The organism is Buttiauxella cochleicola (assembly GCF_021283185.1).
Taxonomy (GTDB): domain Bacteria; phylum Pseudomonadota; class Gammaproteobacteria; order Enterobacterales; family Enterobacteriaceae; genus Buttiauxella; species Buttiauxella massiliensis.
In genome coordinates this window covers 73,200-86,604 of record NZ_JAJSOS010000015.1, presented here as the reverse complement: position 1 = coordinate 86,604, position 13,405 = coordinate 73,200, and the positions used below count along the sequence as shown (strand labels likewise).

Here is a 13,405-nt window from a genome sequence, read left to right as displayed (position 1 = left end):
TGCTTATCCGCCCTACAACTGATTTCATAGGTCGGATTAGTGTTAGCGACATCCGACATGTTGTAAGAAATATATTTAACTTAAAGAGTAAGCTATGGCGGTAAGTAAGCCGACGTTCAAGTCCCCTGGTAAACAAGGTGATGTCATTTTCAGTGCGCTGGTAAAACTGGCTGCGCTGATTGTGCTATTTCTGCTAGGCGGCATCATCATCTCCCTGATCATCTCCTCCTGGCCGAGTATTCAGAAGTTTGGCTTCTCGTTCTTATGGACCAAAGAGTGGGATGCTCCTAACGATATTTACGGTGCACTGGTTCCGATTTACGGCACGCTGGTGACTTCGTTTATTGCCCTGTTGATTGCTGTGCCTGTGAGTTTTGGTATTGCTCTGTTCCTTACGGAGCTGGCGCCAAACTGGCTGCGCCGCCCGCTGGGTATCGCCATCGAACTATTGGCTGCGATCCCAAGTATCGTATACGGCATGTGGGGCCTGTTTATCTTTGCTCCGCTGTTTGCGAAATACTTCCAGGAACCTGTCGGTAACGTGCTCTCTTCGGTGCCGATTGTTGGTGAGCTGTTCTCAGGCCCGGCGTTCGGTATCGGTATTCTCGCCGCAGGCGTAATACTGGCCATCATGATCATTCCGTACATTGCCGCTGTTATGCGTGATGTATTCGAACAAACCCCAGTGATGATGAAAGAGTCAGCCTATGGCATTGGCTGCACCACATGGGAAGTTATCTGGCGTATCGTTTTGCCGTTTACCAAAAACGGTGTGATTGGTGGTGTGATGTTGGGTCTGGGCCGTGCTCTGGGTGAAACCATGGCGGTAACCTTTATCATCGGTAACACCTACCAGCTCGATAACGCCTCGCTGTATATGCCGGGCAACAGTATTACTTCTGCACTGGCGAACGAATTTGCTGAAGCGGAATCTGGCCTGCACACCGCAGCGCTGATGGAGCTTGGACTGATTCTGTTTGTGATCACCTTTATCGTACTGGCTATCTCTAAGTTCATGGTTATGCGTCTGGCGAAGAATGAAGGAGCGCGTTCATGACGACAATGGAAATGCAAAGCCGCGCGGCGCTCGCAGAATCTCGCCGCAAAATGCAGGCTCGTCGTCGGTTTAAAAACCGCATTGCTCTGACACTTTCAATGGGAACCATGGCGTTTGGCCTGTTCTGGTTGGTGTGGATCCTATTCTCTACGGTGACTCGCGGTATCGACGGTATGTCGATTGCGCTGTTTACCGAAATGACGCCACCGCCAAACACCGAAGGTGGTGGTTTAGCCAACGCCCTTGCAGGTAGCGGCCTGTTAATCCTGTGGGCGACCGTGTTTGGTACGCCGCTGGGCATCATGGCGGGTATCTACCTGGCGGAGTATGGCCGCAAATCAGCGCTGGCTGAGGTGATTCGTTTTATCAACGACATCCTGCTTTCTGCGCCATCCATTGTTGTCGGCCTGTTTGTTTACACCATTGTGGTTGCGAAAATGCAGCACTTCTCCGGCTGGGCTGGGGTGATTGCGCTGGCGTTATTGCAGGTGCCAATCGTTATTCGCACCACCGAGAACATGCTGAAACTGGTGCCAGACAGCCTGCGCGAAGCGGCTTACGCACTGGGTACGCCAAAGTGGAAAATGATTTCTGCGATTACGTTGAAAGCCTCTGTTTCCGGGATTATTACCGGGGTGTTGCTGGCGATTGCTCGTATCGCGGGTGAAACGGCCCCGCTGCTGTTCACGTCGCTCTCCAACCAGTTCTGGAGCACTGACATGATGCAGCCGATTGCCAACTTGCCAGTGACGATATTCAAATTTGCGATGAGCCCATTTGCCGAATGGCAACAGTTAGCCTGGGCTGGTGTTCTGATTATTACCCTTTGCGTACTGCTGCTAAATATTCTGGCGCGCGTGATTTTCTCAAAGAGTAAACACGGTTAAATTTTGCGACGCGGCAAAGGCGGCGTCGGATGGAGATTAAGAAACAGATGAGTATGGTCGATACTACCCCAGACAAAATTCAGGTTCGTGATTTGAACTTCTATTACGGTAAGTTCCATGCCCTGAAAAACATCAATCTGGATATCGCTAAGAACCAGGTTACCGCATTCATTGGCCCGTCAGGCTGTGGGAAATCCACCCTGCTGCGTACATTCAACAAAATGTACTCGCTCTATCCAGAGCAGCGTGCCGAAGGTGAGATTCTGCTGGATGGGGAAAATATCCTCACCCAGAGCCAGGATATCGCCCTGCTGCGTGCCAAAGTCGGCATGGTGTTCCAGAAGCCGACGCCATTCCCGATGTCGATTTATGACAACATCGCGTTCGGCGTGCGTCTGTTTGAAAAGCTGTCACGCAGCGACATGGACGAGCGTGTGCAGTGGGCTTTGACCAAAGCCGCATTGTGGAATGAAACCAAAGATAAATTACATCAGAGCGGATACAGTCTCTCCGGTGGCCAACAGCAGCGTCTGTGCATTGCGCGTGGTATTGCGATTCGCCCGGAAGTGTTGCTGCTTGATGAGCCGTGTTCAGCGCTTGACCCAATTTCTACTGGTCGCATCGAAGAGCTGATCACTGAGCTGAAAGAAGATTACACCGTGGTAATCGTGACCCACAACATGCAGCAAGCGGCGCGTTGTTCCGACCACACCGCGTTTATGTACTTGGGTGAGCTGATTGAATTTAGCGAAACCGACACGCTGTTTACCACACCAGCTAAAAAGCAAACCGAAGATTACATTACTGGCCGCTACGGCTGATCCGGGAGAACAAAATGGATAGCCTCAATCTCAACAAACACATTTCCGGCCAGTTTAACGCCGAGCTGGAATATATCCGCACTCAGGTGATGACCATGGGTGGGCTGGTGGAACAACAGCTTTCTGATGCGATCACCGCCATGCACAATCAAGATGGTGAGCTGGCAAAGCGCGTTATCGAAGGCGACCAGAAAGTTAATATGATGGAAGTGGCAATCGATGAAGCCTGTGTGCGCATCATCGCTAAGCGCCAGCCAACAGCCAGTGACTTACGCCTGGTGATGGCCATCATCAAAACGATATCTGAGCTGGAACGTATCGGCGACGTCGCAGACAAAATCTGCCGCACGGCGCTGGAGAAATTCTCTCAGCAACACCAGCCGTTACTGGTTAGCCTGGAATCATTGGGCCGCCACACCGTGCAAATGCTGCATGACGTGCTGGATGCGTTTGCGCGTATGGATCTCGACGAAGCGGTGCGTATTTATCGCGAAGATAAGAAAGTTGACCAGGAATATGAAGGCATCGTGCGCCAGCTGATGACTTATATGATGGAAGACTCACGCACCATTCCAAGCGTGCTGACTGCTCTGTTCTGTGCGCGTTCTATCGAGCGTATCGGCGACCGTTGCCAGAATATCTGCGAGTTTATTTTCTACTTCGTTAAAGGGCAGGACTTCCGTCATGTCGGTGGCGATGAGCTGGATAAGCTGCTGGCGGGTAAAGATCCGAAAGAGTGAGATCTATGAGTGGGGAATCCCGCTCTGTGAATATCATATTTAGTAAGCCGGATGAGCATGATTGCTATCCGGCTTTCTTTTTTACTTCGTAATATTCCAGCCTCGCGCGCGCCATAACTCCGGCAACTGCGCTAAATCGGTAAAGGTTGTCACTTTCGGGTGGTTAATCGGCTTGTTATGCGGGTCGGCACAGAAATAGAAAACTTCCATACCTGCAGCAATGCCTGATTGCGCACCGGCCATTGAATCGTCCACCAGCACGCAGTTTTTCACCTCGACGCGCATCGCATCGGCGGCGTGGTACATAATCGCCGGATCGGGCTTCCACAGCTGAATATCGTAGCCGCTGAACAGTTTGTCTTCGAAATGGTGGAGCATGCCGGTTTTGCCCAGCGAATGATGCATCTTGCTGACCGGGCCATTGGAGACAATGCATATCGGCACGGTGACTTGCGCAATCAGCGCGGTGGCTCCTTCAATCTCCACCAGCTCGCTGTCAAACAAGCGTGAAACTTCGGCGCGATAAATCGGCTCAAGTTCCTCTTTCGCCAGGTTCACTCCATATCGGGCATTGATCGTGTCGATGATCTCGTAGAGCTTGATACCCTTAAAGGTTTTATGAACCTCCTCGAGCGCAAGTTCGATGCCGTATTGCGCAAACATATGCACGTAGGCCTGGGAGCAAATCACTTCACTATCAACTAGCGTGCCATCGCAGTCGAAGAACACCGCATCTATCCGGGACATACTTCTTCCTTTTATTAAAGTGAAGGGCCATCTTACCCAATTTGCGCAATTTTTGCGGCACGCAATCGTTGCCGTATAAGAAAATTCAATGAAAAAAATCTGCGTTGGACATCATGTTTTGTCATTTTTGGTATAGGATAGCGACGGATTTTCCCTCTCAATGTTCGGAATTAAGACTAATGAGCCAACCACAATCTACTCCGGCCGCAAATCCGGGGCTGCTCGAGCGCGTGTTTAAACTGCGCGAACACGGCACCACGGCACGCACTGAAGTGATCGCCGGTCTTACGACCTTCCTGACGATGGTGTATATCGTTTTCGTCAACCCGCAGATCCTTGGCGCCGCTGGTATGGATACCCAGGCCGTTTTTGTCACCACCTGTTTGATTGCCGCATTAGGTAGCATCCTGATGGGTATTTTCGCCAACCTGCCAGTGGCACTGGCTCCGGCAATGGGCCTGAACGCGTTCTTCGCCTTCGTGGTGGTTGGCGCGATGGGGATCTCCTGGCAAATTGGGATGGGCGCCATTTTCTGGGGTGCTGTAGGCCTGCTGTTGCTGACCATTTTCCGCGTGCGCTACTGGATGATTGCCAATATCCCAATGAGCCTGCGCGTTGGTATCACCAGCGGTATTGGGCTATTCATCGGGATGATGGGCCTGAAAAACGCCGGTATTATCGTGGCGAACAAAGACACCCTGGTGACCATTGGTAACCTGACTTCGCACAGCGTACTGCTGGGCGCGCTGGGCTTCTTTATCATCGCTATTCTGGCATCACGTAACATTCATGCAGCTGTGCTGGTCTCAATCGTTGTGACTACTCTGCTGGGTTGGATGTTGGGCGATGTTCAATATAACGGCATTGTTTCTGCACCACCAAGCGTGCTTTCGGTTGTTGGTCAGGTTGATTTAGCCGGCTCCCTGAACATTGGTCTGGCGGGCGTTATCTTCTCCTTTATGCTGGTTAACCTGTTTGACTCATCCGGCACGCTGATTGGTGTGACAGATAAAGCAGGTCTTGCCGACGAAAAAGGGAAATTCCCACGCATGAAGCAGGCGCTGTACGTTGATAGCGTTTCATCTGTTGCGGGTGCGTTTATCGGGACATCTTCCGTTACCGCGTATATCGAAAGTTCTTCTGGCGTGTCTGTTGGCGGGCGTACTGGTCTGACGGCGGTGATCGTTGGTCTGCTGTTCCTGCTGGTAATCTTCCTGTCACCATTAGCGGGTATGGTTCCTGCGTATGCAGCAGCAGGCGCTCTGATTTACGTTGGCGTGTTGATGACATCCAGCCTGTCGCGCGTGAAATGGGATGACCTGACAGAAGCGGTTCCGGCGTTTATTACTGCGGTAATGATGCCATTTAGCTTCTCAATCACCGAAGGCATCGCGCTCGGCTTTATCTCTTACTGCGTGATGAAGCTCGGCACCGGTCGCTGGCGTGAAATCAGCCCATGCGTGATTGTTGTGGCGCTGTTGTTCATTCTGAAGATCGTGTTTATCGACGCACACTAATACCCGTCATACTTCAAGTTGCAGGTGCGTTGGCTGCGGCCGCGCGCGCCAGTCACATAGTTATCTATGTTCCTGGGGACTTACGGCCTGGCCGCCTTCCTGCAGCTCGAATTATTTTGGGTATTGGATGTACTATAAAATAGCCAGTTATTGCGACTGGCTATGATTCTCTCTGCGATACCTGCCCGGCGGCTGATTAAACGTACGCGTAAATATCCGCGTAAACGTCTGCTGCGAATCAAAACCATACTTCAAACTAATATCGTAAACCTTGTTATCGGTATCGCGTAAATCACGCGCCGCCAGCAGCAATTTGCGGTCGCGAATGTACTTCCCGAGACTCTCGCCTTTGTACTGCATAAACAAACGCTGCAAGTGCCACTTCGAATAACCCGCATGACCGGCGATATCGTCAATGCGTAATGGCTGGTGCAAATTGTCGTCAATCCATTCAACGATGGTGTCGATAACCTGAGCGGAAATCGTCATACGTCCCCCTGCGCGGTTCGCTTACATGGCACTGGCAGATTCCCACCAGGCGCTAAATTGTTGTGCGTTGTCATTCACCAGTACGGGTTCGCCCTGCTTTGGTGTTAACAGGCGGAATGGTTCGCCGGAACTTGCTTCGGTCAGGCTTTTATAGGGTGCATCCCAGGTATGTTTTGCCAGCACAAAACGGCCTGCATGGCCCGGCAAAATAGCGCGCGCGTTCAAATCTACGGCAGCCTGCGCGGTTTCTTTCGGCATCATATGAATATTGTTCCAGTCATCGTCGTACTGGCCGTTTTCCATAATCGCCAAATCCACTGATCCAAATTGCTCGCCGATAGCTTTGAAATGCGGCCCGTAGCCGGTATCGCCGCTGTAATAGATTTTGTGATCATTAGTCACGAACATAAAACTCGCCCAAAGCGTCTGGTTTCTTTTCAGGCCACGGCCTGAAAAATGACGCGCAGGCAAAACGTGAACGGTCAGTGCGTTCGAGAGTTTTACGGCCTGATTCCAGTCTTTTTCATGAATGATGTCGCTATTTATTCCCCAGTAACGCAGGTGCGAACCGACACCGAGCGGTGTGATCACCTGGCGGATTTTAGGTTTCAGCGCTTTGATGGTGGCGTAATCCAGATGATCGTAATGGTCGTGGGAAATAATCAGCAGGTCGATTTCAGGCATCGACTCCGCCGTCCACGGGTAATCCCCTGGGAAGGCTTTATTCAGAAACGGAAAGGGCGCGGCGTAATGACTGAACACCGGATCGATAAGAATGCGTTTTCCCGCCAGTTGCAGATACCACGAAGAGTGGCCGAGCCAAACCATGGTGTCTTGTTCCAGCGGCAAGCTGGCCAGATCGGTTTTCACTAACGGCAACGGCTGCTGCGGGCGCGCGTTTTCAGTGCGCGTGGTTAAAAATTCCCACGATGCCGCGAGGATACTTTTCTTCCCGGTATAACTTTGGGTTGGCACCTGGTTGCGGAATTGGCCGTCAACGTAATGGGCAGAACGTTCGACTAAACTTAAACCTTCTCCCTGCGGAGCCTGACCAAATCCGGCATTCAGGACAAAAGGCAAACTGGCTGCTGTAGCAATCAACATAATAATAACCGCGCATAAGGAGAGACGTTTCATATCCTGGCCTGCATGTACGCCCCATCCTTTGGAACGTTGCGAACAAAACTTGATAATGAGTGAGTAAGCACTCATTATAGGTGGCAAGTGACTTGCGTCAAGATGCTTTTCAAACGCTGACATTCAGCGTTGCAGTGGCGTAGCTCGCGTGATTCAATTCGGTTTCGTAAATTTAGAGGGTTAAACGTTGTGGCTCGTCCGAAGAGTGAAGATAAAAAACTAGCGTTACTGGAAGCGGCGACCATCGCTATTGGTCAGTCGGGTATCGTTGCGTCCACGGCGCAGATTGCCCGTGCCGCAGGGGTTGCAGAAGGCACGCTGTTTCGCTATTTCGCCACTAAGGATGATTTGCTCAACGAGCTTTATCTCCATTTGAAGCAGGGTTTGCTGCTTGCGATGCAGGCGAATCTCGACCGCACGTTGAAGGAACCCAAGGAATACACCCGCTATATCTGGAACAGCTACATCGACTGGGCGATTGCCAATCCGCAGGCGCATCGCGCGATTCGCCAGCTCGCAGTGAGCGATAAAATTGATGAAGAAACTAAGCAGAAAGTGGCTGAGTTGTTCCCGGAATTACACGAAATTTGCTCGCAATCGATCTTAAAAGCCTTCAGCAGCGGGCCGTATCGCGCGTTTAGCGATGCTATTTTTTCTTCACTGGCAGAAACGACGATGGAGTTCGCCAGCCGCGAACCGGAACGAGCTGGCGATTTTAAAGCGCTTGGTTTTGAAACGATGTGGCGCGCTTTGGCTAACTAGCGTTTAACGCGCTGAATATAGTCGCCAAATGCGGTGAGTTGCCCAGCCAGATGGTCGAGCGTGCTTTGATCGACCACTTCACCTGTTTGCGTATCGACTTTATTCTGAATCACGCCGCCCATAAATTCTGGCTTGTTCATGACCATCGCGTCGAGGAACACCAGAATCTGGCGTAGATGGTACTGACAACGTGCGCCGCCAATGGCGCCCATTGAACTGGTTTGAATCAGCACAGGCTTACCCGCCAGAGGTTGCTCAGGCAAACGAGATAGCCAGTCGATGGCATTCTTTAGCCCGCCCGGTACCGAGTAGTTATATTCCGGGGTGACAATCACCACGCCGTCAGCGGCGCGAATTTGCTCGGCAATGGCTTCAACTGTCGCCGGGAAACCCTCTTCTTGTTGCATATCCGCGTCATACAATGGAATGTCTTTAATCGACGGCAACGCATCGATGCTCATTCCCGCAGGAGCGATTCCGGGCAAAGTACGAGCAACCATGGCATTGAATGAGCCATGACGCAGGCTACCTAATAGCGTCACAATCTTTAACGTGTCGGACATGAGTACTCCTTGGTGTCAGTACGTTCGGAAACGATCAGTTTTGATATAACACTTTTTCTGATGGCATGCTGGTTAAGCGAATAATGCTGCCATTGGGATCCCGATAGCGAGATTTTACATCCCCCAGACTATGCCAGTTCTGCGGAGCTTCAAATTCCCACAAACTGAGCTTTTCAATGGCTGGTGACACCACGCATCCCCAGATCAATAGTCCTTCCACATCGCTGATCGCTTCAATTTCTGATTGGTCGTTAGCGCGTATTCGCCCAGCGCCTGGCAGAAGCTGCAAACTTTCTTCGCGGCCTGTCAGTTTAAAAGTGCTTTGATGCAATGTGCGTAGCTGTGCGCGGGCTTCAGCTGGGTTTTTTTGATTGTTTATCCAGATGGATTCATTGCTGCGAAAAGTGGAGCCTGAAGCGACAGAGGGGAGATGGCCAAAAGACTGATTAATCTCAATATCTAATCCACACCGGCCTTCTGTTGTTATCAAAACGGCGACATTGTTTCCGGCATAGGCAATGCTGAAGTCCATCAATGAAGGATCGGCAAAGTGCGGGCGTCCAGCTGCCGTGGCGATTATTCTCGGTAGTTGTTGAATGCCATAAAGCATATGTAGCAATTCAGCTAGCAGGCTACGAGAGGCTAAATACCGTGTTCGGCGATGCTCGGGCATTTGCAGAGCTTCAGCCTGGCACTCTTTATTCAGTCGGCTCGAAAAGGGGTATTTCTGGTTGATCGTCCATCTTGCGAAGTGCGTTGCCATTTGTCTCTCCTTGATAATGGGCACTGTACTTAGCGATCGATTGTAGGTTTTTTAAAGCGGAAACGCACGGACAGGTGTGTGTAAAAAAGCGTCAATAGATCGACCCTATGAATATTTAGCTTTTAATGCACCAGACAAAAGGGCAAAAAAATCCCGCAATACTGGATATATTGCGGGATGAATGAAAAGTAAGCGCCTGCTTACTTTTTCACTTATTTACCGATACAGAAACTCGAGAAGATACGTCCGAGCAAATCATCCGAAGTAAATTCCCCGGTGATTTCGCTCAGGCTCTGCTGAGAAAGACGCAACTCTTCGGCGAGTAATTCCCCGGCCCATGCGCCCAGAAGCTGCGCTTTGCCTTGCTCCAGGTGCGTTGCCGCCTGTTCGAGCGCCTGCAAATGGCGGCGACGTGCGAGGAATCCGCCTTCCATATTGGTTTCAAAACCCATGCTCTGTTTTAGATGATCGCGCAGCACATCTACGCCTTCACCGGTACGCGCAGACAGGCGTACAAGTGAGTGACCATTCACATCGCTCAAACCCAGCGTTTCGCCTGTGACATCAGCTTTGTTTCGCACCACGGTAATCGGCAGGCGTGTTGGTAAGCGCGCAATAAAATCAGGCCAAATGTCTGCCGGATCGGTGGCGTCGGTCGTTGTGCCGTCAACCATAAACAGCACGCGGTCGGCCTGTTCGATCTCATTCCATGCACGTTCGATGCCGATACGCTCAACTTCGTCACTTGCTTCGCGAAGACCTGCGGTATCGATGATATGCAGCGGCATACCGTCGATGTGGATATGTTCGCGTAATACGTCGCGCGTGGTGCCGGCAATATCCGTCACAATCGCTGCTTCGCGGCCAGCAAGGGCGTTCAGCAGGCTCGATTTCCCGGCGTTTGGACGACCGGCAATTACCACCTTCATCCCTTCGCGCAGCAGACTTCCCTGACGGGCTTCGGCGCGAACCGCGTCCAGATCGCCGATCACCTGGTTTAGCTGCGCTTCAATTTTGCCGTCAGAGAGAAAATCAATTTCTTCATCCGGGAAATCAATCGCCGCTTCTACGTAAATTCGCAGATGGGTCAACGCTTCAACCAGATGGTTTACGCGAGCCGAGAATGCGCCCTGCAAAGAGTTTAAGGCTGAGCGAGCAGCTTGTTCTGAGCTGGCATCAATCAGGTCAGCAATCGCTTCAGCTTGAGCCAAATCCAGCTTGTCATTCAGGAATGCACGCTCGGAGAACTCACCTGGCCTTGCGATACGCAGCCCTGGGAGCGCCAGAATGCGTTTTAACAGCAAATCGAGGATAACCGGACCACCGTGCCCCTGAAATTCCAACACGTCTTCACCTGTGAAGGAATTTGGCCCAGGGAACCACAGCGCGATGCCTTGATCGAGCACGCTGCCGTCCGCATCACGGAATGGCAAGTAATCGGCATAGCGTGGCTTGGGGAGTTTACCCAGAATCGCTTGCGCGACTTCACGAGCTTGCAGGCCTGAGACGCGCAGGATACCGACTCCACCACGTCCCGGCGGTGTCGCCTGGGCAACGATTGTCTCGTTATGGCTCATAATTTTCCCTTTCGAGATGGCTGGTGGATGACGCTTCGCTTATCCACCCTACAAAATAAAAAAGGCGGTCTAATGACCGCCTTTCGTAAGCTTATCGCTAATTGTTATCAGGTCTTTTTCTTATCGCGGCTGTGTAAGCCACGTTTCTCAAGACCGCGATAAATCAGCTGCTGCTGGATGATGGTCACTGTGTTACTGACGATATAGTACAGTACCAGGCCTGACGGGAACCACAGGAAGAACACCGTGAAGATGACCGGCATAAAGGTCATGATCTTCTGCTGCATCGGGTCGGTCACAGTGGTCGGCGACATCTTCTGAATGAAGAACATCGTCAAGCCCATCAGGATCGGCAGAATGTAGTACGGGTCTTGTGCAGACAGGTCATGAATCCACAGTGCGAACGGCGCATGGCGCAGTTCCACAGAACCCATCAGCATGTAGTACAACGCCAGGAAGATTGGCATCTGGATAACCAGCGGGAGACAACCACCCAACGGGTTAACCTTCTCAGCTTTATACAACGCCATCATTTCCTGGCTCTGGCGCTGTTTATCGTCACCAATACGTTCACGCATGGCGGCCAGTTTCGGCTGCAACATACGCATTTTCGCCATGGAGGTGTACTGCGCTTTAGTCAGCGGGTACATGATGCCACGAACGATAAAGGTGATTACGATAATGGAGAAGCCCCAGTTACCGATGAAGCTGTGCAGGAATTTCAACAGCTTGAACAGCGGCTGAGAAATAAACCACAACCAACCATAATCCACTGTCAGGTCAAGATGCGGCGCAACGGCTGCCATTTTGTCCTGAATTTCCGGGCCGACCCACAGGGTGCTACCCAGTTTAGCGGTCTGACCTGGCTGAACCAGTTGCGGCGAAGATTTATAACCAATCGCTGCCACATCGTTGTTCAGTTTGGTGGTATAGAAGTTGTTGGTACCCTGATTATTTGGAACCCACGCTGTTGCGAAATACTGCTGCAACATCGCAACCCAACCATTGCTGGCGTTAACGTTCAGGTTTTCACCATCAGCGATTTTATCGAATTTATATTTTTCGTATTTCGCATCTGGAGTCGAGTACGCAGCACCACGGAAGGTATGCAACGCAAAGTTGTTGCTTCCTGTATCGCGGTGAGTCGGCAGATTGATGGACTGCTTCAGCTGACCAAAAGTAGCCAGCTCCAGCGGTTTCTCACCGGCGTTCTTCACATCGTAATTCACGCTTACCGCGAACTCGCCGCGTTTCAGGGTGAAGGATTTAGTGAAGGTATTGCCCGCCGCATCGGTATACGTCATTGGGATAACGATTTCGTTCTGGCCTTCTGGCAGCACGAAAGTATCACTAGCAACGTTATACAGAGGACGCTCACCGTTAGCCGGGTTATCCGGGCCATCGCGACCGGTCAGGCCACTTTGTGCCTGGTAGACAAACTCTGGCGTAGTTTCCAGTAACTGGAACGGCTCATTAGATTTGAGCTCTTTCGGGTAGGTCAATAACAGCGCCTGCTCAACATCACCACCACGGGTGTTGATGGAAAGCTCAAGAACGTCAGTTTTAACCGTGATGATTTTACCCTGGCCACTGGTCGGCACACCCTGGTTTGCGGCGTTACCTGCTGCGGTGGTCGTAGTCTGCGTGGTCTGTTGCACCTGAGGTTGTGGAGCGTGGTCCTGCTCCCAGGCTTGCCAGATCATGAAAGACACGAACAACAAAGCGATGAGAAAGAGATTGCGTTGCGAATCCATCGTTAGTGTTCTCTGGTATCAAAAGGTCCAGGTGGGACGGGATCGTCTCCACCGGGGTTCAAAGGGTGGCATTTTAATACGCGTTTCACTGTCAACCAACTGCCTTTTAACACCCCAAACCTGCGCAATGCCTCAATTCCGTAGTGAGAACAGGTTGGAGTAAAACGGCAATGCGGCCCGAGAAGCGGACTTATCAGGCGCTGATAGACCCTAATCAGGCCTATCAAGAGCCGGGAGAAAGGCGACAATGACGGCGCCATAACTTTTCCAATGCTTCCGATAAAGCCCGGTTATCCAGGTCTGCAACCCCTTTCTTAGCCACTACCACGAAATCCATTGGAGGAAGTTCGTGCTGACGCAAACGGAAACTCTCACGCGTCAGACGTTTAATCCGATTGCGTTCGTGTGCACGTTTAACATTTTTCTTAGCGACTGTAAGACCGATGCGGGGATGCCCCAGCGAATTTAGGCGGCCGAGGATGGTGATTTGCGGCGTGCCAGCCCGTTGAGGCTGCTGGAAGACGAAAGTGAAATGAGTGGGAGTTAACAAGCGTAACTCCCTGGGAAATGCGAGCTTAACCACTCAGGGGT

The 13,405-nt window shown here is 51.5% G+C and carries 15 protein-coding genes; 6 read left to right on the top strand and 9 right to left on the bottom strand.

The features are described 5' to 3' along the window. Positions 1-94: 94 nt before the first annotated feature. Genes pstC through phoU form a run of 4 tightly spaced genes read left to right on the top strand, consistent with a single transcriptional unit; the run spans position 95 to position 3,505 of the window. On the top strand, positions 95-1,057 hold the full coding sequence (gene pstC, locus LVQ76_RS19965; protein ID WP_034460683.1) for a phosphate ABC transporter permease PstC: 963 nt from the start codon (positions 95-97) through the stop codon (positions 1,055-1,057). After that, entirely contained in the window at positions 1,054-1,944 is an 891-nt protein-coding gene (gene pstA, locus LVQ76_RS19960) for a phosphate ABC transporter permease PstA (RefSeq protein WP_151993912.1), read from the top strand. The genes pstC and pstA overlap by 4 nt, the downstream gene beginning before the upstream one ends. Positions 1,945-1,991: 47 nt before the next feature. Then, positions 1,992-2,765, top strand: coding sequence for a phosphate ABC transporter ATP-binding protein PstB (pstB, locus tag LVQ76_RS19955; protein WP_064514930.1), 774 nt, complete (start codon positions 1,992-1,994; stop codon positions 2,763-2,765). A gap of 14 nt (positions 2,766-2,779) precedes the next feature. Next, positions 2,780-3,505, top strand: a complete 726-nt coding sequence (phoU, locus tag LVQ76_RS19950; protein WP_034460681.1) for a phosphate signaling complex protein PhoU — start codon at positions 2,780-2,782, stop codon at positions 3,503-3,505. An 81-nt stretch (positions 3,506-3,586) separates the two neighbouring features. Here the strand turns inward: phoU and yieH are convergent, their stop codons facing one another. After that, complete coding sequence (gene yieH / locus LVQ76_RS19945; RefSeq protein ID WP_232922325.1) at positions 3,587-4,252, bottom strand: 6-phosphogluconate phosphatase; 666 nt, start codon at positions 4,250-4,252, stop codon at positions 3,587-3,589. A gap of 179 nt (positions 4,253-4,431) precedes the next feature. On the opposite strand from yieH, the gene LVQ76_RS19940 reads away from it, so the two are divergent. Beyond that, positions 4,432-5,769: an NCS2 family permease gene (locus LVQ76_RS19940; protein ID WP_232905437.1), complete on the top strand. Its 1,338-nt coding sequence runs from the start codon at positions 4,432-4,434 to the stop codon at positions 5,767-5,769. 147 nt (positions 5,770-5,916) lie between these two features. On the opposite strand, the gene LVQ76_RS19935 is transcribed toward LVQ76_RS19940, so the two are convergent. Next, the gene (locus tag LVQ76_RS19935) at positions 5,917-6,258 is read right to left on the bottom strand and encodes a RamA family antibiotic efflux transcriptional regulator (RefSeq protein WP_232905436.1); all 342 of its coding nucleotides are present in this window, start codon (positions 6,256-6,258) and stop codon (positions 5,917-5,919) included. A gap of 21 nt (positions 6,259-6,279) precedes the next feature. Beyond that, positions 6,280-7,395, bottom strand: coding sequence for an MBL fold metallo-hydrolase (locus LVQ76_RS19930; protein WP_232863995.1), 1,116 nt, complete (start codon positions 7,393-7,395; stop codon positions 6,280-6,282). 189 nt (positions 7,396-7,584) lie between these two features. Between LVQ76_RS19930 and LVQ76_RS19925 the strand changes: the two genes are divergently transcribed. After that, entirely contained in the window at positions 7,585-8,157 is a 573-nt protein-coding gene (locus tag LVQ76_RS19925) for a TetR/AcrR family transcriptional regulator (protein WP_232863994.1), read from the top strand. On the opposite strand, the gene LVQ76_RS19920 is transcribed toward LVQ76_RS19925, so the two are convergent. The 6 genes from LVQ76_RS19920 to rnpA form a co-directional block, all read right to left on the bottom strand. Next, the gene (locus tag LVQ76_RS19920) at positions 8,154-8,720 is read right to left on the bottom strand and encodes an NADPH-dependent FMN reductase (protein WP_232863993.1); all 567 of its coding nucleotides are present in this window, start codon (positions 8,718-8,720) and stop codon (positions 8,154-8,156) included. The two genes, LVQ76_RS19925 and LVQ76_RS19920, sit on opposite strands and share 4 nt — an antisense overlap. A gap of 34 nt (positions 8,721-8,754) precedes the next feature. Then, entirely contained in the window at positions 8,755-9,483 is a 729-nt protein-coding gene (locus LVQ76_RS19915) for a 4'-phosphopantetheinyl transferase family protein (RefSeq protein ID WP_232863992.1), read from the bottom strand. Between the two features lie 212 nt (positions 9,484-9,695). Further along, on the bottom strand, positions 9,696-11,060 hold the full coding sequence (gene mnmE / locus LVQ76_RS19910; protein WP_232922324.1) for a tRNA uridine-5-carboxymethylaminomethyl(34) synthesis GTPase MnmE: 1,365 nt from the start codon (positions 11,058-11,060) through the stop codon (positions 9,696-9,698). A gap of 107 nt (positions 11,061-11,167) precedes the next feature. Further along, positions 11,168-12,814 (bottom strand): membrane protein insertase YidC, encoded by a 1,647-nt coding sequence (gene yidC / locus LVQ76_RS19905; protein WP_064514830.1) that lies wholly within the window; start codon positions 12,812-12,814, stop codon positions 11,168-11,170. 2 nt (positions 12,815-12,816) lie between these two features. Beyond that, on the bottom strand, positions 12,817-13,074 hold the full coding sequence (yidD, locus tag LVQ76_RS19900; RefSeq protein ID WP_072009476.1) for a membrane protein insertion efficiency factor YidD: 258 nt from the start codon (positions 13,072-13,074) through the stop codon (positions 12,817-12,819). After that, positions 13,038-13,397 carry a ribonuclease P protein component gene (rnpA, locus tag LVQ76_RS19895; RefSeq protein ID WP_034499799.1) on the bottom strand — a complete coding sequence of 120 codons (360 nt, stop codon included), beginning with the start codon at positions 13,395-13,397 and terminating at the stop codon, positions 13,038-13,040. Before rnpA ends, yidD begins: the two co-directional genes overlap by 37 nt. Positions 13,398-13,405: the final 8 nt, after the last annotated feature.

Bases quoted from the DNA above. Each gene is read 5' to 3' on its own strand.
- pstC (WP_034460683.1), top strand. From the start codon at position 95: ATGGCGGTAAGTAAGCCGACGTTCAAGTCCCCTGGTAAACAAGGTGAT.
- pstA (WP_151993912.1), top strand. From the start codon at position 1,054: ATGACGACAATGGAAATGCAAAGCCGCGCGGCGCTCGCAGAATCTCGC.
- pstB (WP_064514930.1), top strand. From the start codon at position 1,992: ATGAGTATGGTCGATACTACCCCAGACAAAATTCAGGTTCGTGATTTG.
- phoU (WP_034460681.1), top strand. From the start codon at position 2,780: ATGGATAGCCTCAATCTCAACAAACACATTTCCGGCCAGTTTAACGCC.
- yieH (WP_232922325.1), bottom strand. From the start codon at position 4,252: ATGTCCCGGATAGATGCGGTGTTCTTCGACTGCGATGGCACGCTAGTT.
- LVQ76_RS19940 (WP_232905437.1), top strand. From the start codon at position 4,432: ATGAGCCAACCACAATCTACTCCGGCCGCAAATCCGGGGCTGCTCGAG.
- LVQ76_RS19935 (WP_232905436.1), bottom strand. From the start codon at position 6,258: ATGACGATTTCCGCTCAGGTTATCGACACCATCGTTGAATGGATTGAC.
- LVQ76_RS19930 (WP_232863995.1), bottom strand. From the start codon at position 7,395: ATGAAACGTCTCTCCTTATGCGCGGTTATTATTATGTTGATTGCTACA.
- LVQ76_RS19920 (WP_232863993.1), bottom strand. From the start codon at position 8,720: ATGTCCGACACGTTAAAGATTGTGACGCTATTAGGTAGCCTGCGTCAT.
- LVQ76_RS19915 (WP_232863992.1), bottom strand. From the start codon at position 9,483: ATGGCAACGCACTTCGCAAGATGGACGATCAACCAGAAATACCCCTTT.
- mnmE (WP_232922324.1), bottom strand. From the start codon at position 11,060: ATGAGCCATAACGAGACAATCGTTGCCCAGGCGACACCGCCGGGACGT.
- yidC (WP_064514830.1), bottom strand. From the start codon at position 12,814: ATGGATTCGCAACGCAATCTCTTTCTCATCGCTTTGTTGTTCGTGTCT.
- yidD (WP_072009476.1), bottom strand. From the start codon at position 13,074: ATGGCGCCGTCATTGTCGCCTTTCTCCCGGCTCTTGATAGGCCTGATT.